This is a genomic window from Haloferax mucosum ATCC BAA-1512, from assembly GCF_000337815.1.
Classification (GTDB): domain Archaea; phylum Halobacteriota; class Halobacteria; order Halobacteriales; family Haloferacaceae; genus Haloferax; species Haloferax mucosum.
The window spans coordinates 39728-56121 of record NZ_AOLN01000018.1; the positions used below are offsets into that span (position 1 = coordinate 39728).

Consider the following 16394-nt stretch of genomic DNA (forward strand, 5'->3'; position numbering starts at 1 on the left):
CAGTTGTCGGGGTCGTCAAACACGGTCTCCGTTTTCTGACTCGACTACGCGAAGGCGAACGTGAGGCTACCGAGGACAAACACAGCGACGGCCGTCACGCGAGCGAGTCGCTGCCAGCCGGTCCACTCGCGGAAGAACGCTGGAACGCCTTTCTCTCGTTCCCGAACAGCATAGACGACGAACCAGAGAGTCGAAAGCACCAGCACTGCGGCGAAGACCAGTTGCCACGCCGCGAGGTCGCCTCGCTGGGTGCCGAGTGCGATAAGCAGGTTCCCAGCAGTGAATCCCGCCTGCGACAGCCAGAACGTCCGTTCCGGGGTCACGGCCCAACTCCACTCTCGAAGACAAGCGACACCACTTGCGCGAGCAAGAAGGTTGGTCCAGTGAGTGTGATTCCGTAGACGCCCAACGACCAGTCCGCAGGTTGGTTCGACTCGTCGCGCCGACCGAGCGCGAGGACTACAGTCACAAGCGCGAGCGCCACGAGCGCACCGCCAATGTAACGAACGGTTGGTGGGAACAATCCGTCCGTGGCGTTGACGAGGGCGACGGCAATCCCGACCTGAAACGTCGCCCAACAAAACTGCTGTGCGCGTGCTGGCGAGAGCATCAGGTGACCACCGAATAGAGGTGGTCCACCGCGATCAGGGCGGTGTAGAGAACTGCGCTCCCGGCGACGAAATAGACGAGCGGGCCCCACTCTGTCGCTACACTGTCGTCGCCAGGATACCAGAGCGCGGCCACTGCAATGAGAATCACAACACCCCCCACCAAAGCCGCCGCGACGGTTGCGATAGCGGTCGATCTCTCAGTGAGTGTCAAGCCGACATTGGCGGCTGTGACGAGTCCGCAAAACACGAACGAGACCCAATAGACACGATTCGGGGACACGCCCAGAATTGATTCACATTCGACATGAACCTGCCGGAGACGACCACTCCGAGCGGTGCGTTTAATCGCGTTCACTCGTAACCTCGGGCGATGCCAGACGGCGAGGCCGCCGCCGGAATGGACGCCTTTACGAGGCTCTCACAACCCGTCCGCAACGCCCTCTCGGAGCGCGGATTCACGACGCCGACCGAGCCACAGCGCCGGGCGATACCCCCGCTCGCCGCCGGGGAAAACGGTCTCATCATCGCGCCGACCGGGACCGGTAAGACGGAGACCGCGATGTTGCCCGTCTTTTCGGCCATCGCCGACGCCGACGAGCGGTTCGGCATCTCAGCACTGTACATCACGCCGCTTCGGGCGCTGAACCGCGACATGCGCCAGCGCCTCGATTGGTGGGGCGAGCACCTCGGAATCGACATCGACGTTCGCCACGGCGACACCACGCAGTACCAGCGCCAAAAGCAGGCCAACGACCCGCCGGACGTGTTGGTGACGACGCCCGAGACGTTGCAAGCGATGTTGACCGGAAAGAAGCTCAGAAAGGCGCTTTCGGACGTAGAACACGTCGTCGTTGACGAGGTTCACGAACTCGCGTCGGCCAAGCGCGGGGCGCAGTTGACCGTCGGCTTGGAGCGACTTCGGGAACTCGCGGGACCGTTCCAGCGAATCGGTCTGTCGGCGACCGTCGGGTCACCGGCGGAAGTCGGGAAGTTCCTGACCGGCGACCGCGACTTCGAAATCATCGAGGTTGACGTGGACAACCGCGTCGAGTTCGAGGTCGTCAGACCGGTGGTGACGAACGAAGACGAGCGACTCGCCGGGAAACTCGCCACCGACCCGGAGATAGCGAGTCACGTCCGGACGATACGCGACATCGTCCGGGACCACCAATCGGTGCTCGTCTTCGTCAACACCCGCCAGACCGCGGAGGCTCTCGGCTCCCGATTCAAGGCGCTCGACGACCCCATCGAGGTCCACCACGGGTCGCTCTCGAAAGACGTCCGAATCGACGTGGAAGACCGCTTCAAAGCCGGCGAGTTGGACGCGCTCATCTGTACGTCGTCGATGGAACTCGGCATCGACGTGGGCCGTGTAGACCACGTCGTCCAGTACAATAGCCCGCGAGAAGTCGCCCGCCTGCTCCAACGAGTCGGGCGGGCGGGCCACCGACTTGGCGCCGTCTCGCGCGGCACCATCGTCACCGACCACCCGGACGACACGCTCGAAGCACTCGCAATCGCTCGCCGCGCCGAGTCGGGTGAGGTCGAACCAGCCCGCGTCCACCACGGCAGTCTCGACACCGTCGCAAACCAAATCGTCGGCGTCGTCATGGACTACGGCGACGTGTCGGCCCGGCGAGCCTACGAAATCGTCACGCGGGCGTACCCGTTTTGCGACCTCTCGGAAGACGACTTCCGCGCCGTCGTCCGCGAACTCTCTCGCAACCGCCTGCTCTGGTTGGACGAGAAAGCGGACAGCCTCGAAAAGTCGGGCGGCACGTGGCAGTACTTCTACGCCAACCTCTCGATGATTCCCGACGAGGAGACCTACGACGTCCACGACATGTCTTCGCGTCGGCAAATCGGTACCTTGGACGAGAAGTTCGTCCGCAACTTCGCGTCGCCGGGCGCGGCGTTCATCCAGCGCGGCGAGATGTGGCGCGTCAACGACGTTGACGACGAGGAGGCGCGCGTGAACGTCTCGCCTATCGAAGACCCCGGTGGCGAGGTTCCGTCGTGGGTGGGGTCGGAGATTCCGGTCCCCGCGCCGGTCGCTGGTGAGGTGGGCGACCTCCGCGACGTGGCCGCCTCGCAGTTCGACCCCGGGGCGGACCGCGAGCGCGTCGCCCGCGACATCGCAACGCGGTATCCGGCCGACGAGGAAACGGTTTCGTCGGCGCTCGCCCCCACCGAGCGTCAGGTCGAGGCCGACGCGCCGATTCCGACGGCCGACAGACTCGTCCTCGAAGGGTCGCCCCGACAGGTGACGCTCAACTCCTGTTATGGCCACCGCGTGAACGAGACGCTCGGCCGACTGCTCGCTGCGCTTATCGGCCAGCGAACCGGCTCGTCGGTCGGGATGGAAGTTGACCCCTACCGGGTCGAGTTCGACGTGCCGGGGTCGGTTCGGCCGACCACGTTCGCAGAGGTACTTCGTGAGACCGACCCCGGACACGTCGAAAGCCTGCTCGAACTCGCGCTGAAGCGCTCCGAGTCGCTGAAATTCACGCTCGCACAGGTCGCCGCGAAGTTCGGCGCGCTCAAGCGGTATCAGGGTAAGGGCCGGTTCGGCGGTGACCGACTGCTCGCCGCGCTCGAAGACACACCGGTCTTCGACGAGGCGGTCAGAGAAGTGTTCCACACGGACCTCTCGGTCGAAGCCACGGTCGAACTTCTCCGTCGCATCCGCGACGGCGATGTCGAACTCGTCGTCGCCCGCGAACCGACGCCAATCGGAACCGGCGGACGCGGTTCTGGAACCGACCTGCTCGTGCCCGAAAACGCCGATGCGAGCGTCATCGAGACGATTCGAGAGCGAATTCAAAACGACCGGGTGCTCCTTGCCTGTCTTCACTGCAAGGAGTGGACGCGGAAGACGAAAGTGAAACGCGTACGCGACCCGCCGACGTGTCCGAACTGCGGTGCGACTCGCGTCGCCGCGCTCAACCCGTGGGACGAAGAGACCGTGACGGCAGTTCGAGCGCCCGAGAAAGACGACGAGCAGGAGCGCCTGACGAAACGCGCGTATCGCTCGGCGAGTCTGGTGCAGGCGCACGGGAGGAAAGCCGTCGTCGCGCTCGCGGCCCGCGGCGTCGGCCCGCACAACGCGGCGCGCATCATCAACAAACTCCGCGACGACGACGCCGACTTCTACCGCGACATCCTCGAACGCGAACGCGAGTACGCCCGAACGCAGTCGTTTTGGGACTGATTCGGCGTCGCCACCCGTGACTGTCGCTTACTCCGCTATCGCCCAGTCGTCGAGAATCTCTGTCGTCGCGCTGGCGAGCGCCTCGAAGTCCTGCATCGAGATGCCGTCGGTCGTGACGAACACGCCGATATCTTCGAGCGTGATGCGGACGAGATAGCCGTTTTCGAACACGCGAATCGTGTACTGGTAGTCGCCCAGTTCGGACCCGTGGTAGGCGTCTTGGGTCATCTTGAAGTCGTGCCACTCGTTGCCGATAAAGGAGTTCAGGTCTGCCTCCTGTTCGAGGTCGTCGCGGAGGTAGACCTGCACGTAGTCGAAGCGGTTGAAGTACGTAATCGACCGAAGGCTGTCGCCGACGGCGGTTCGGCAGACGGTGACGAGCTTTTCTTGTGCTTCGTCGGGGAGGAGATTTGACATCATCTTCTGGTGTGTCATGGAATGACAAATAGGCGGCGTCCGCGGCAGGTGCCAGGTGACCAATCGCCCGCCGGTGTCGTGGTTCCTATCGGCTATCACAGCGCTCGTTATTCGCTACCGAACAGCCAATTAAATTCAATTCATTCGAACCCAATACTAATTTGTCATGCCCGACGACGCACTCGGACTGGCGATGCTCGACCGGTTTCGCGGCGGCCTGCGCGCACCGTGTGTCTACCGCGACGACGCGATGGTCGGCGATGCACACGTCTACGAGCATTATCTTGTCCCGTCCAAGCGGTGGCCCGAGGCGAAGTGGGACTTTCTCGGCTCGCTTTCGACGCCCGTGTTAGACGTCGGATGCGGCGCGGGCCAACACGCGCTCGCCGTACAGCAACGCGGTGAAGTCGTCGCGTTCGACGTGAGTCCGAACGCGGTTCGAACCGCCAGCGAGCGCGGCGTCGAGACCGCGTTCGTCGGCGACATGTTCGATCCACCGGTCGAGTTCGAACGGTTCGAGACGGTTCTCGCAATCGGGACGCAAATCGGACTGGCGGGGGCGCTCTCCGACCTCATGGACTTACTCGCGTTACTCTCTGAGTACACCACCGACACGGGCGAACTCGTGGTCGATTCGTACGACCCGACTCGAATCGACCCCGCGGAGTTCTTCGGTTACAGACCCGACTCGCGCGCCGGACTCGCCCGCCGGCAGTTCCACGTCGAATACGGCGACCTGCGTGGACCCGACCTCGACTTCCTGCTCGTCTCACCGGAGCGACTGCGTGCGGTCGCCGCTGACGCCGGTCTCAGCGTTGCCGACGTGGCGTACTCAAACCCCGAATCGAGTTACTACCGGGCGCGACTACGGTAGTTATCGCCGACCGAATCCGCTTTCGAGTCACCCGTCCCCGTCACCGCGGCGGCCTGTGTAGCGTTTACTCCCAGCGGTTCGTCGCGCGATTCCGCCTCGGCAGAAACGGAAGCAAGAGGGCGACGACGAAGACGATGCCGGCGATGGCGAGGTAGTCTGGCGTCGTCGAGACGAGCACGACGAGCGAGACCACAGACGCGTCCCCGCTGTTGACCGCCTCGATGGCCGCCATCTCGCTGTTCAGTAGCACGAGACCCATGAAGACGACTTCCGCGAACACCACCCTGAGTCCCGCTTTGATGAGCCACCACCCGGCAGAGAGCGGGCCGCCGGTGAGCGCATTCCACTCGCGGCGGACCTTCCGCCGCCACGACGCACTCACGACACACCACTGTTGCAAGAGAACATGCAACATGGTTGGTGCCGAAGGAAAATAATGTCGTCTGCGCTCAGGCCAGCGTCGGCGAGACCGATTCGAGCGCCGCGTCGAAGTGTTCGCGGGTGATTCGAATCTCGTCGGCGTGGTCGTTTGCGGTGGTTCCCTCGTAGGCGTTGGCGACGTCTTGAATCGCTCTGAGCGCGGCCTCGCGGCAGACGGCGGCGACGTCAGCGCCGGTGTACCCGTCCATGTGGGCCGCCACGTCGTTCAGGTCTACGTCGGAGCTGAGCGGCTTGTTTCGGATGTGTACGTCGAGAATCGCGCGGCGAGCTTCGATGTCTGGTGCGGGGACTTCGACGTGCGTCTCCAGTCGGCCGGGACGGAGCAGTGCGGGGTCGAGCACGTCGCGTCGGTTGGTGGCCGCGAGGACGACGAGGTTCGGATTGTCGGCGGCGTTGTCCATCTCCGTCAGGAGTTGCGAGACGACGCGCTCCGTGACTCCCGAGTCGGAGCCCATGGTGTCACGGTTGGTGGCGAGTGCGTCGATTTCGTCGAAAAAGAGGATGCTCGGCGCGGCCTGCCGGGCGCGGTCGAACACCTCGCGGACGGACTTTTCGGACTCGCCGACGTAGCGGTCGAGCAGTTCCGGCCCGGCGACGTGGATGAAATTGACGCCGCTTTCGGCCGCGATTGCACGGGCGAGAAGCGTCTTGCCGGTCCCTGGCGGGCCGTACAGGAGGACACCGGTCGGCGGGTCAGTCGCGGCCGCCTCGAAGAGTGGCGCGTACGTCAGCGGCCACGTCACCGCGCGGTCGAGCGTCTGTTTCACGTCGTCGAGTCCGCCGACGGCTTCGAATCCGTCGGTCGGTTGTTCGGCGACGTACTCGCGCATGGCCGAGGGTTCGACCGAGGCCATCGCCGTCTCGAAGTCCGCGCGAGTCACCGTCATCTCGGTGACAGAGACATCGTCGCCCCCGCGGCGAACCCGACGGAGCGCAGTCATCGCCGCCTCTTTCGCAAGCGATTCGAGGTCGGCACCGACGAAGCCGTGGGTTCTGGCGGCGAGACGTTCGATATCAACGTCCTCCGCGAGCGGCATCCGCCGGGTGTGAACGTCGAGAATTTCGCGGCGGCCGGTCTCGTTCGGAACACCGATTTCGATTTCGCGGTCGAAGCGGCCGCCGCGGCGGAGCGCGGGGTCGAGGCTATCGACGCGGTTCGTCGCGCCGATGACGACCACGTCCCCACGGGCGTCGAGACCGTCCATAAGTGAGAGGAGTTGGCCGACGACGCGGTTTTCGAGGTCGCCGCCGTCGTCGCGCTTGGCGGCGATAGAGTCGATCTCGTCGAAGAAGATGATACTTGGAGCGTCCTCCCGGGCCGACTGGAACACCTCGCGGAGCTTCTCTTCGGATTCGCCTTTGTACTTCGAGAGAATCTCCGGGCCGGAGATGGTCGTAAAGCTCGCGTTGACCTCGTTGGCGACGGCTTTGGCGATGAGCGTCTTGCCGGTCCCCGGCGGGCCGTGCAGGAGCACTCCTTTCGGCGGTTCGATGCCGAGATGGGCGAACACCTCCGGTTCCGAAAGCGGGAGTTCGATCATCTCGCGGACCAAATCGAGTTCGTCGTCGAGACCGCCGATATCCTCGTAGGTCACGCCAGTCGCATGGCCGCGACCGGGTTCGGCGTCGTCGCCGCCGGTCATGCTTTTGACGGCGTCGCGGACGGCCTCGCTCGCACCCTTCGAGCTTTCTGCGGTGACGGTCACTCGGGTCGAATCGGTGACGCGAACCACGCCATCCGGTTGGGACTCGCTGACGACGAGGGCGGCCCCGCCGAGTCGTTCGATACGAACCCGGTCGCCGGATTGAAGCGGGCGGTTTCGAATCTCCGCTTTGACCACTTTTTCGATGGTCTCGCGGTTCACGCTGGTTCGTTCGAACGCGCCCGGACCGGTCAGCGTCACCGCCTGCGCGTCCTCGACATCGATCTTCCGCACGCGAACCTCGTCACCAATTTTCACGTCGGCGTTCGCTCGCGTGTCGGCGTCGACGAGGAGTTCACCGGCTTCAGCGCCGGGGCGGGCGGGCCACATCTTCGCAACCGTCTCGCGGGACCCTTCGATGACGACCGTTTCACCGCTCAGCACACCGAGTGTTCGGCGCGCCGCTTCTGGAAGGCGGGCGATGCCGCGTCCGGCGTCGCGTTTCTCTGCCGCGCGGACGACGAGCGTCACCCCAGTTTCGGACATGGCTGTCGATTTGGTGGCTCGGCCCTTGAGCATTCGCCCGGGGTAATCGTTTTCCCGTCCCGCGCGGTAGCACTACACATGGTTGCCACGACGGAGAAAGATGGTGCGACGTGGTACCGATGCGAGGAATGTGGGATGCTGTTCGACGTCGAGCAAGACGCGAAGGCACACGAAGACAACTGCGACACGGATAGTCCGTCGTACTTACAGTAGCGAGAACTAACAGACGAAAAATCGCCGATAGCGCGTCGGTTCAAACGCGGCTACGACGGGTCGTTTTCGGCCGCGATGCGCTCTGCGTGTTCGAGCGATGTCGCTCGTTCCCATCGGACCTGTTCGCCGTCACCGTACGCGAACGCCTCTTTCAACTCGTCGCGCAGGACGCCGACGCCGCGACCGACGAGTTCGCCGTCGCCATCGCCGAGTTCATAGTAGCCGTAGGCTTCCGGCGCGCTTCCAATCGTTCGTTTTTCCAGCGGCTTCCAGGCTTTTCGAAGCATCACTCGGAGACGAACTCGTAGGAATCTTCGCCCCAGTCGTCTTCGACGAAGGCGAAAACGCGCCCGCGAGCGACCGCTGGGTCGGCTTCGAGTTCGAACTGGTGGCCGGGAACTCGCCGCGCGACGACGCCGGGGAACAGTTCTTCTTCTTCGCCTTCGGCGAGAATGACCCGGCCGACGCCGCTCGATTCGAGCACTTCGTCGTGGGTTTTCAGGTCGTTGACGTACATCATCACGCCTTCGGTCTCAGTCGGGTCGGTGACGAGTACGTGGACCTCCTTTCCGGGACCGGTCGATAGCGTGCCCGTGACCGCTTCCGGGACGCCCCGGTAGACCGTCGTTCGGTTGTCGATGTACTCCACTTCGACGCCGAAGTCGTGGAGTTCGACGCCGAGGGTGCTCGGAGCAACGTCGTTTCGGGCGCTCATACGCCACCGTAGCCGCGGGGACGGGAAAAACGTCGCGTCTTGGCCCCCGAGCAGTGTCTCGACCATCCCCACGAGACTGCGGGCGAAAACGGCATGGACCGCCACACATAACACCGTGTGCCAACCTCCGGCAAGTATGCACGGCCGAGCCACCGCCCTCGGGGCGGGCACCGTCTTGAACGCCCTCGCAACGGGCACCGGCTCCGCGTTCGCAATCGACGTCGAGACCACCGCGTCTGTCGAACTGGACGGTTCGAACGACGTTTGCGGGTCCATCGCGGACGCCCCAGACGCCGACACGCGACTCATCGAGCGATGTGTCGAACTCGTCGTCGAGGCGTTCGGCAACGACGAAGGCGGCACCGTCGAGACCCGAAGCGACGTGCCGATGGCCGCCGGACTCAAGAGTTCCAGCGCCGCCGCCAACGCGACGGTGTTGGCCGCTCTCGACGCAGTCGGCGCGTCGGTCGGGTCCGGCCCGGACGACGACATCTCTCGTCTCGACGCCTGCCGACTCGGCGTCCGCGCCGCCCGCGACGTCGGCGTCACCGTCACCGGCGCGTTCGACGACGCGGCGGCGTCCATGCTCGGCGGCGTCGTCGTCACCGACAACACCGACGACGAACTCGTCGCCCGCGACGAACCCGACTGGGACGTCCTCGTCTGGACGCCGCCGGAGCGCGCCTACAGCGCTGACGCCGACGCGAGTCGCTGTGCGAACGTCGCGTCGATGGCCAACCTCGTCGCCGACCTCGCGCTCGAAGGCCGGTACGCCGAGGCGATGACCGTCAACGGACTGGCCTTCTCGGCCGCACTCGACTTTCCGACCGACCCCGCCGTCGAAGCGATGCCGCTCGCCGACGGCGTTTCGCTCTCGGGAACCGGTCCGAGCGTCGTCGCAATCGCACAATCGAACACCGCGGCCGCCGACGGCGCGAACCTCGAACGCGTCCGCGACCAGTGGGACGCCCGCGACGGCAACACCAGACTGACCACCACACGAGCTGACGGAGCACGAATCCTATGACAGACGACGCACCAGACACAGACGCATCGGTTCAGAACATGTCTCTCGACGAACTCCGCGAGGAAATCGAGGATATCGACCGCGGTATCGTCGAACTCATCGCTCGCCGAACCTACGTCGCCGACACCGTCGCGCAGGTCAAAGCCGAAAAAGACCTGCCGACGACCGACGAGACCCAAGAAGAGCGTGTGATGGAACGCGCCGAAAAGAACGCGGCCCACTTCGAGGTCGATTCGAACCTCGTGAAGGCGATTTTTAGATTACTCATCGAGATGAATAAGGCCGAACAGCGCGAGAATAGATAGCAAGGGACTCGATATTCGGTAATGCTTACCACTGGACCACCGTTACGACTCTCCTTCGCAGAACTGTCAAGGATAACTCTTGGAACCCTTATCTTTCCACCGGCGCTACGGCTGAGTACCCATGAACGAACCAGAGGAAAGCCATCAAGGGTATACGCCGATGGACTACGACGAGGACAGTGCGACGGACGAGGCGTACCAAACGTGCGTTTCGTACATCGTCGAGCATGCACCAGTCGAACGTGACGATACGGTGGTTGACATGGGGACTGGAACTGGAACTGTCGCGGTAGAACTTGCATCGAAGTGCGAACGCGTCCTTGGCCGAGACATCAACGACGAGTGGCTTCGATATGCTCGGAAGAAGACTGCAGAGAAAGGCCTAGAAAACGTCTCATTCGACCACGGTTCGTTTCAGGAACCGAACGTTGAGGAGGCGGTGGATGTCGTCGTCACAAGTTACGCGCTCTACATGGCGTACGACGAGGATGGCGAGGAGGCGTTACGGGCCGCAATCGAGGGAATTTCGTCGCTCAACCCCAGTCACCTCGTCATTGCCGACAAGATGTTCTTCGGGCCACCGGAATCTCGTGGCGACTACGAGACACTCCCGCAAATGGGGGTCGTTGCGAACCTGCTCGCTGATGCGGGCTTCACGCTCACCGACGTGAAAATCGTCAGTGGCTCCGTAGGTGTCCTCGTTGCTACTCGAACGAGTGGGTGACCAGACGAACGAAATAGCCTCCGAGCGAAATTACTCCGTCCGACGAGACGGAAGCGGCAAAGTAGACGAAATCTGTAACATCAGTCCGCAACCTGGACAAAGCCGAACAACGACAGAATCACTGAGGGTCGCTCTTCTGCTGACCCGCTCAGGGAGGCGGCGGGAGGATGTTTCGTTTTAATCGGAGCAGAACTCTCCGAGTGCACTGTTCCGTGTTGGAAACGTTCACACGACGTTCGGAGACTCGTCCAGAACGACGTTCGATACGTCCTCTGGTAACATATATCATTCTGGCGCGACGTAGCTATCGAGATACAATGTCCGAACGAACAGGGTCGGGAGACAGTGCTCGAAAGCGCAGTCGCCCCGCCAAGAAAACCGCAATCGTGACCGGCGCGTCGTCCGGCATCGGCGAAGCGACCGCCGAAGCGTTGGCTACCGACGGTCTCGCAGTCGTTCTCGCGGCCCGCCGCGTCGAAAAACTGGACTCACTCGCCGCGCGAATCGAGTCCATCGGAGGCGACGCGCTCGTCGTCCCGACCGACATGACCGTCGAATCGGACCTCGTCTCGCTGGTCGAAACGGTCATCGACGAGTGCGGCCGAATCGACGTGCTCGTCAACGGCGCTGGATTCGGTCTCTACGGCAGTGTCGAGGAGACGCCCATCGACGAGGCTCGCCATCAGTTCGAGGTCAATCTGTTCGGTCTCGCTCGCCTCACCCAACTCGTTATCCCGCACATGCGCGAAGCGGGCCGCGGTACAATCATCAATATCAGCAGTATGGGAGGGAAAATATGGACACCATTTGGTGCGTGGTATCACGCCACTAAACACGCCTTAGAAGGATGGAGCGACTGTCTGCGCTACGAAGTCGCACCGCACGGTATCGACGTCGTCGTCATCGAACCGGGGTCTATCGACACGGAGTGGGGCGACATCATGTTCGACGGCCTCCTCGAACGCAGTGGAGACGGCCCGTACGCCGAGTTGGTCCACGAGTTCGTCAACTCGAACCGAGCAGGTTCCGGGTCCGACCCGACAGTCGTTGCGACGACGATACGGAACGCAGTTCGTGCCACCAATCCGAATCCGCGCTACGCCGTCGGCGCGTACGCCAAGCCACTCATCGGTCTCCGTCGGTTCGGCGGCGACCGTGTCTACGACCGCGTCGTCGAGTACCTGCTGTAACCGAGTCGCGGGTGACCGAGCCGCGCCGGATTCGCTTACTCCCGTATCGGTGGCGTTTCGAACGTCGCCGTACAGTGCTGACAGACGACGACCGTCTCCGCCGTCTCGCCGAGTGTGAGTTGGAGGTCGTCGTGGCCGCAGTCGGGACAGGGTGCCGGTACGTGTTCGGATTCACAGCTCGGGCAGACGAACGTTACACCGTCTACTGCGATATCTAACCGCACGTTCTCATGACCGCAGTCGGCGCAGACGACGGGAATTCGAACGTCCTCGGTGTCGCGGGGCGCACCCATCGAAAACGCCACGAGGTCCGTCTCCGAGTCATTTCTCCCCGATTGAAACTCACCGGGCGCGAACCGAATCGCCTCTCCTTTGCCGACGGAAACCTCGCCGTCCATCGTCTCGAAGGTCGCTTCTCCGTCGAGGACGACGAACACCTCTTTTGGTCCACGTGGGCGTGTAAACCGCCGGGAAAGCCCGCACCGGGAGGGATTCGATAGTGATTGAGTGCGAAATCAGTCGTCTCTACGGCGTTCGATAGGTCGCGCCGAGAGACGTCTCCGGTAGTCGTAACCGGTTCCACGTCGCCGATGGCGACTTTCTTCATGGGCGTTCATCCAGCGCGTTCGACAAGTAATTCGGTGAACGGGGTCGAATCGTGGCGCGTGTCGCTGTAACGCGGTCACTTATCACCGGCACTCTACTACATTCCATGAGTGATGTACTCATGGGGTCAGTTATCGCCGAACTTCGCGTCTCCGGACCGAGTGCGATACTCACGGAAGATGCACTCCGAGAGCTTCCGGAGGCCGACGTTAGGATACAGTATCAGGGAACGTCCGAGAAAGCGGGACTCGTCGTCCAGGACTGCGACTTCGACGACTTCGAGGCGGCGATTCAGTCGGACCCGTCGATCGGCTCGTACGAGTGCGTAGCCGACTTCTCCGACGTACGGGTCTACAATATCACAGCGGGCTCGGTTTCGACGCTCGTCTCGGAATTCTTCGCCGACAGAGACATCCAAATCCTCAAAGCGACGAGTCCGCCCGGCGATTCGAAGTGGCGACTCCGCACCCGGTGCCCGAGCCGGGAGAACCTCTCCGAAGTCATCGCGGAGTGCCGCGACGCCGACAACACGGTCCAGTTGGACACGCTCTACTCCGAGGGTAACTCATCTGAGACGGACGTTTCTGGTTGCCCCGCGATGACGCGGCTAACCGACGAACAGTACGACGCGCTGGTGAAAGCCCACGAGATGGGCTATTTCGAAATTCCGCGGGACACCTCACTCACCCAGTTGAGCGACACGTTCGATATCGGGTCGCAGGCGATGTCGGAACGACTGCGCCGCGGAGTGAACACGCTCATCGGCGCGCACATCCAGCGGGGGCAAGGGACGGCAGAAGCCAAAAATTAGTCGCCGAGGCAAAACAGTTCCGTCCGTCTCGTCGTCTCAAAAAAGACAGGTGCTACCGCGTGCAACCACAACAGAGACAGCCGACTCATGCGCCTCGAAAAAGCAACAGCGGACGACATCCCCACTCTCGTCGAGTTCTGGTACGCGCTCGCATCGGAGATGGAACACTACTCTGAGTTCAATGTGCTGGTTTACGACGACAGTTCTGCGGTCCCCGAAGACGGCTTCAGGAGACATCTCGAACGCGACGAGTTCACTGACTATCTGATCGAAGAGGGGGACGAGTTAGTTGGCCTGCTGACGACCCGAATCGGTGAACATCCGTCGAGAGAGTACAGCAACTATCTCTCCGTCGTCAATCTATTCATCACCGAGCGCCACCGGAATCAGGGCTACGGTTCGGCCGTGATATCGCGGGTCAAACAACTCGCCCGCAAAGCGGGATGCGACCACCTCAAAGTCTCCTGCGAGTGGGAGAACGACGGCGCACGCCGGTTCTACGACGAAAATGGCTTCGAGGAAAAGCAGGTGACGTTCGTTCAGCAGGTGGAGTGACCGCTTTGCGATTTTCCGACACCACCTCAGTCTCACCCAACGAGCGCCACGGTTCGAGAAGAGCCGAGTGGTGTGTCACCGCCGAATAGCACCTCCGGTCACAACCCGCTATCGCGGATGACCATCACCTTCACCCGCCGAACCGAATCGAAATCGCGGAGTTCGTACGTCAGCTCGCGGACCCGCTCTGCCGGCCCACGACAGAACAGCGATTCGAGACACCACTCGCCTTGATGGGTGTGGCTCGTGTTCAGGATGATGTCCTGAAACTCGTGTTGCGTGCCGTGAAGCGCCCGTATCACGTCGTGGTGGCGGTAGTCGAAGCCGACGAGTGCAACCACCTCGCCGGTCGTCTCTTCGAGACGGGAATGTGATTCGATGAACTCCTGCATGGCCTCTCGAACGGCCCGCGAGCGGTTTTCGATGCCTTCGTCCTGCCACACCCGGTCGAACTCCGCGACTAATTCGTCGGGGATATTGAAGCTCGTCCGCATCGATTCAAACTGATTCGCACAGCTACAAGATTCCTCTCTCTCGCCGACCCACCGTTATGACGATTGCCTCGATTCGGTATTAAAAACCGCTAAACGGCGTGTTTTCCAACGTACAGACAGAACCGTGTTTACTGGTGACACAGTTGGGTTATTCGCCGGGGCGGTGGCACTCGGAGCGATTCACGGCATCGAGCCGGGCCACGGGTGGCCGGTTGCGGCGTCGTACGCGCTCGACCAAGCGAACAAGTGGCTCTACGGGTTCGCGGCGAGTTTCATCCTCGGCGTCGGCCACCTCGTGAGCAGTATTGCGATGGTCGCGGTGTTCTTCCACGCGAAAGCGTACTTTAACCTCACGCAGGTCAACGACCCGATTACGCTCGCACCCGGCGTCCAACTCGGCGGCCCGGTGAGTCTCGTCGCCGGCGTATTACTCGTCGCGTTGGGCGTCCGCGAATACACACAGGGTCATTCACATTCTCATGGGAATTCACACTCTCACGAGAGTCCGCATTCCCACGGAACCTCGCACTTCCACGGGACCTCGCACTCCCACGGAACCTCACACTCCCACGGGACCTCGCACTTCCACGGGACCTCGCACTCCCACGAGAACTCACACACTCACGAGAAACCGCACTCCGCCAAGAGCCACGGCCGCGACGATGGGCGCAGTCACAGCCACCGCGACGACGGACACTCGCACGTGGAGACGGCCGACGGACTGACCGCTCGACTCAAACGGGTCGTGCCGTTCGTCGGCGGGCATTCGCACGACTACGGCGCGGGAGAATTGGAGACCGACCGCGGTCTGTTCGGTATCGCGTGGTTCGCGTTCGTGCTCGGGTTCGCACACGAAGAGGAGTTCGAGATTATCGCGCTCTGTGCCGGGTCGAACTACTGTCTCGAACTGATGAGCGCCTACGCCGTCACGGTCATCGCCGGCATCGTCGGCTTGACCATGCTCCTGCTCGCTGGCTACCAACACTACGAGACGAAGGTCGAACGGTACACGCCCTATCTGCCGGTGTTCTCGGCGGTTGTTCTCGTCGCCATGGGTGTCGGGTTCCTCCTCGGTCTCTTTTGACCGCGGGGGTGGCCCGGCTGTTCGGCCCCTGTTTGTGGAGATACTCGGACACAACAACGTATTGATTACGACAATGGTTGTCAAATTATGCTCGGGCGACGGAACAATAGGTGCGTGGTTCCGGGGAGGATGGCCACGAATCGGATTCGAGAAAACACACGACCATTTTCGTCGGGACCGACGAGGAACTCAGTGAGATTGCGTTCCTCGCCAGTTGGACCGCGCGCTACAGCGCAATCATCCACGGCATGGACTACGATATGGATACGTTCGAAGACGAATTCGGGCGGATGGCCGCGCACCTCGAAGAACAGATGGCCGACGACGACTGACCAGTCGAAAAACACGCGGGCAGAAGCGTCCTTCCTCTTTTTTTGTTCCTCGGGTTTCGAAACGCGACTCGCGCGTTACGGTGACGTTGCTGAGTCTGCGTGTGCTTTTGTACCTGCACGAGCGCGCCACGACAGCCCCGACGTGACGACGACCGCCACTGCGAGCAGGACGTACGCAACCGGACCGACCGGATTCGTTTCGGTCCCCGCGGTCCCGAACAACCCGAGTACGACCAGACCGACAACGATGACGACGAAAAGACCGGTCAGTGCGGCCAACGCGTAGCCGAGCGTGTCGTCGCTGGACAACAAGAGGTAGCTAACGACGCCCGCAGTCGCCGCGACGAGAAAGAGCGCGGCCGTCTCTGGCGGTGGGTCCAATCCCGGCGTCTGAACCACGGCGATGTGGAAGAACATCGCGCTGGCGGCCGCTAACCCGCCGACGAACGCCCGCGTGAGGTGGTGCCAGCCCGATTCGGTCTCTGTTTGGGGTGTCGCTGTCGCGTATGTCATAGCTAACACGTGCTAGCATATTGCATAGATTCATAGATAACCTACTCGCTCGCCTCGGACGCGGCGTCTTCAGTTCTAACAC

Annotated in this window: 22 protein-coding genes; 11 read left to right on the forward strand and 11 right to left on the reverse strand. The window is 62.5% G+C overall.

Going from position 1 to position 16394, the window contains the following annotated elements:
* Positions 1–44: 44 nt before the first annotated feature.
* From C440_RS12795 to C440_RS12805, 3 genes are read right to left on the reverse strand one after another with little or no spacing between them, the layout of a single operon-like run.
* Positions 45–323, reverse strand: a complete 279-nt coding sequence (locus C440_RS12795; RefSeq protein WP_008320921.1) for a hypothetical protein — start codon at positions 321–323, stop codon at positions 45–47.
* Positions 320–610 (reverse strand): hypothetical protein, encoded by a 291-nt coding sequence (locus C440_RS12800; protein ID WP_008320922.1) that lies wholly within the window; start codon positions 608–610, stop codon positions 320–322. The genes C440_RS12795 and C440_RS12800 overlap by 4 nt, the downstream gene beginning before the upstream one ends.
* Positions 610–891 carry a hypothetical protein gene (locus C440_RS12805; RefSeq protein WP_008320924.1) on the reverse strand — a complete coding sequence of 94 codons (282 nt, stop codon included), beginning with the start codon at positions 889–891 and terminating at the stop codon, positions 610–612. Before C440_RS12805 ends, C440_RS12800 begins: the two co-directional genes overlap by 1 nt.
* Positions 892–981: 90 nt before the next feature.
* Between C440_RS12805 and C440_RS12810 the strand changes: the two genes are divergently transcribed.
* Positions 982–3822, forward strand: coding sequence for a DEAD/DEAH box helicase (locus C440_RS12810; RefSeq protein WP_008320925.1), 2841 nt, complete (start codon positions 982–984; stop codon positions 3820–3822).
* A gap of 27 nt (positions 3823–3849) precedes the next feature.
* Here the strand turns inward: C440_RS12810 and C440_RS12815 are convergent, their stop codons facing one another.
* Positions 3850–4239 carry a DUF7522 family protein gene (locus C440_RS12815; RefSeq protein WP_049915831.1) on the reverse strand — a complete coding sequence of 130 codons (390 nt, stop codon included), beginning with the start codon at positions 4237–4239 and terminating at the stop codon, positions 3850–3852.
* Positions 4240–4405: 166 nt separating this feature from the next.
* Between C440_RS12815 and C440_RS12820 the strand changes: the two genes are divergently transcribed.
* Positions 4406–5113 (forward strand): class I SAM-dependent methyltransferase, encoded by a 708-nt coding sequence (locus C440_RS12820; protein WP_008320927.1) that lies wholly within the window; start codon positions 4406–4408, stop codon positions 5111–5113.
* A 64-nt stretch (positions 5114–5177) separates the two neighbouring features.
* On the opposite strand, the gene C440_RS12825 is transcribed toward C440_RS12820, so the two are convergent.
* Together C440_RS12825 and C440_RS12830 are read right to left on the reverse strand one after the other, a co-directional pair.
* On the reverse strand, positions 5178–5495 hold the full coding sequence (locus C440_RS12825) for a hypothetical protein (protein ID WP_193788408.1): 318 nt from the start codon (positions 5493–5495) through the stop codon (positions 5178–5180).
* A gap of 67 nt (positions 5496–5562) precedes the next feature.
* Positions 5563–7743 carry a CDC48 family AAA ATPase gene (locus C440_RS12830; RefSeq protein ID WP_008320930.1) on the reverse strand — a complete coding sequence of 727 codons (2181 nt, stop codon included), beginning with the start codon at positions 7741–7743 and terminating at the stop codon, positions 5563–5565.
* 78 nt (positions 7744–7821) lie between these two features.
* On the opposite strand from C440_RS12830, the gene C440_RS18145 reads away from it, so the two are divergent.
* Positions 7822–7956 carry a DUF7128 family protein gene (locus C440_RS18145; protein ID WP_008320931.1) on the forward strand — a complete coding sequence of 45 codons (135 nt, stop codon included), beginning with the start codon at positions 7822–7824 and terminating at the stop codon, positions 7954–7956.
* A 50-nt stretch (positions 7957–8006) separates the two neighbouring features.
* On the opposite strand, the gene C440_RS12840 is transcribed toward C440_RS18145, so the two are convergent.
* The gene (locus C440_RS12840) at positions 8007–8243 is read right to left on the reverse strand and encodes a DUF7508 domain-containing protein (protein ID WP_008320932.1); all 237 of its coding nucleotides are present in this window, start codon (positions 8241–8243) and stop codon (positions 8007–8009) included.
* Positions 8243–8671 carry a DUF5796 family protein gene (locus C440_RS12845; RefSeq protein ID WP_008320933.1) on the reverse strand — a complete coding sequence of 143 codons (429 nt, stop codon included), beginning with the start codon at positions 8669–8671 and terminating at the stop codon, positions 8243–8245. The genes C440_RS12840 and C440_RS12845 overlap by 1 nt, the downstream gene beginning before the upstream one ends.
* A gap of 136 nt (positions 8672–8807) precedes the next feature.
* Between C440_RS12845 and C440_RS12850 the strand changes: the two genes are divergently transcribed.
* The 4 genes from C440_RS12850 to C440_RS12865 all read left to right on the forward strand — a co-directional run bounded on the left by C440_RS12850 (position 8808) and on the right by C440_RS12865 (position 11917).
* Complete coding sequence (locus C440_RS12850) at positions 8808–9698, forward strand: shikimate kinase (RefSeq protein WP_008320934.1); 891 nt, start codon at positions 8808–8810, stop codon at positions 9696–9698.
* A complete protein-coding gene (locus C440_RS12855) occupies positions 9695–10003 on the forward strand; it encodes a chorismate mutase (RefSeq protein ID WP_008320935.1) in 309 nt (102 codons plus the stop codon). The genes C440_RS12850 and C440_RS12855 overlap by 4 nt, the downstream gene beginning before the upstream one ends.
* Positions 10004–10124: 121 nt before the next feature.
* On the forward strand, positions 10125–10727 hold the full coding sequence (locus C440_RS12860) for a class I SAM-dependent methyltransferase (protein WP_049915833.1): 603 nt from the start codon (positions 10125–10127) through the stop codon (positions 10725–10727).
* Between the two features lie 317 nt (positions 10728–11044).
* Positions 11045–11917 (forward strand): oxidoreductase, encoded by an 873-nt coding sequence (locus C440_RS12865; protein WP_008320938.1) that lies wholly within the window; start codon positions 11045–11047, stop codon positions 11915–11917.
* 35 nt (positions 11918–11952) lie between these two features.
* On the opposite strand, the gene C440_RS12870 is transcribed toward C440_RS12865, so the two are convergent.
* Complete coding sequence (locus tag C440_RS12870) at positions 11953–12354, reverse strand: cupin (RefSeq protein ID WP_008320939.1); 402 nt, start codon at positions 12352–12354, stop codon at positions 11953–11955.
* 275 nt (positions 12355–12629) lie between these two features.
* Between C440_RS12870 and C440_RS12875 the strand changes: the two genes are divergently transcribed.
* Both C440_RS12875 and C440_RS12880 read left to right on the forward strand, forming a co-directional pair.
* The gene (locus C440_RS12875) at positions 12630–13334 is read left to right on the forward strand and encodes a helix-turn-helix domain-containing protein (protein ID WP_241432044.1); all 705 of its coding nucleotides are present in this window, start codon (positions 12630–12632) and stop codon (positions 13332–13334) included.
* A gap of 87 nt (positions 13335–13421) precedes the next feature.
* A complete protein-coding gene (locus C440_RS12880) occupies positions 13422–13889 on the forward strand; it encodes a GNAT family N-acetyltransferase (protein ID WP_008320941.1) in 468 nt (155 codons plus the stop codon).
* Between the two features lie 98 nt (positions 13890–13987).
* On the opposite strand, the gene C440_RS12885 is transcribed toward C440_RS12880, so the two are convergent.
* Entirely contained in the window at positions 13988–14383 is a 396-nt protein-coding gene (locus tag C440_RS12885; protein ID WP_008320942.1) for a CopG family ribbon-helix-helix protein, read from the reverse strand.
* Positions 14384–14507: 124 nt separating this feature from the next.
* Between C440_RS12885 and C440_RS12890 the strand changes: the two genes are divergently transcribed.
* A complete protein-coding gene (locus C440_RS12890) occupies positions 14508–15467 on the forward strand; it encodes a hypothetical protein (protein WP_049915836.1) in 960 nt (319 codons plus the stop codon).
* 110 nt (positions 15468–15577) lie between these two features.
* Positions 15578–15799, forward strand: coding sequence for a hypothetical protein (locus tag C440_RS12895; protein WP_008320945.1), 222 nt, complete (start codon positions 15578–15580; stop codon positions 15797–15799).
* Between the two features lie 75 nt (positions 15800–15874).
* On the opposite strand, the gene C440_RS12900 is transcribed toward C440_RS12895, so the two are convergent.
* Positions 15875–16312, reverse strand: coding sequence for a hypothetical protein (locus C440_RS12900; RefSeq protein WP_008320946.1), 438 nt, complete (start codon positions 16310–16312; stop codon positions 15875–15877).
* Positions 16313–16394: the final 82 nt, after the last annotated feature.

Bases quoted from the DNA above. Each gene is read 5' to 3' on its own strand.
- C440_RS12800 (WP_008320922.1), bottom strand. From the start codon at position 610: ATGCTCTCGCCAGCACGCGCACAGCAGTTTTGTTGGGCGACGTTTCAG.
- C440_RS12810 (WP_008320925.1), top strand. From the start codon at position 982: ATGCCAGACGGCGAGGCCGCCGCCGGAATGGACGCCTTTACGAGGCTC.
- C440_RS12815 (WP_049915831.1), bottom strand. From the start codon at position 4,239: ATGTCAAATCTCCTCCCCGACGAAGCACAAGAAAAGCTCGTCACCGTC.
- C440_RS12820 (WP_008320927.1), top strand. From the start codon at position 4,406: ATGCCCGACGACGCACTCGGACTGGCGATGCTCGACCGGTTTCGCGGC.
- C440_RS12830 (WP_008320930.1), bottom strand. From the start codon at position 7,743: ATGTCCGAAACTGGGGTGACGCTCGTCGTCCGCGCGGCAGAGAAACGC.
- C440_RS18145 (WP_008320931.1), top strand. From the start codon at position 7,822: ATGGTTGCCACGACGGAGAAAGATGGTGCGACGTGGTACCGATGCGAG.
- C440_RS12840 (WP_008320932.1), bottom strand. From the start codon at position 8,243: ATGCTTCGAAAAGCCTGGAAGCCGCTGGAAAAACGAACGATTGGAAGC.
- C440_RS12845 (WP_008320933.1), bottom strand. From the start codon at position 8,671: ATGAGCGCCCGAAACGACGTTGCTCCGAGCACCCTCGGCGTCGAACTC.
- C440_RS12850 (WP_008320934.1), top strand. From the start codon at position 8,808: ATGCACGGCCGAGCCACCGCCCTCGGGGCGGGCACCGTCTTGAACGCC.
- C440_RS12855 (WP_008320935.1), top strand. From the start codon at position 9,695: ATGACAGACGACGCACCAGACACAGACGCATCGGTTCAGAACATGTCT.
- C440_RS12860 (WP_049915833.1), top strand. From the start codon at position 10,125: ATGAACGAACCAGAGGAAAGCCATCAAGGGTATACGCCGATGGACTAC.
- C440_RS12865 (WP_008320938.1), top strand. From the start codon at position 11,045: ATGTCCGAACGAACAGGGTCGGGAGACAGTGCTCGAAAGCGCAGTCGC.
- C440_RS12875 (WP_241432044.1), top strand. From the start codon at position 12,630: ATGAGTGATGTACTCATGGGGTCAGTTATCGCCGAACTTCGCGTCTCC.
- C440_RS12880 (WP_008320941.1), top strand. From the start codon at position 13,422: ATGCGCCTCGAAAAAGCAACAGCGGACGACATCCCCACTCTCGTCGAG.
- C440_RS12885 (WP_008320942.1), bottom strand. From the start codon at position 14,383: ATGCGGACGAGCTTCAATATCCCCGACGAATTAGTCGCGGAGTTCGAC.
- C440_RS12900 (WP_008320946.1), bottom strand. From the start codon at position 16,312: ATGACATACGCGACAGCGACACCCCAAACAGAGACCGAATCGGGCTGG.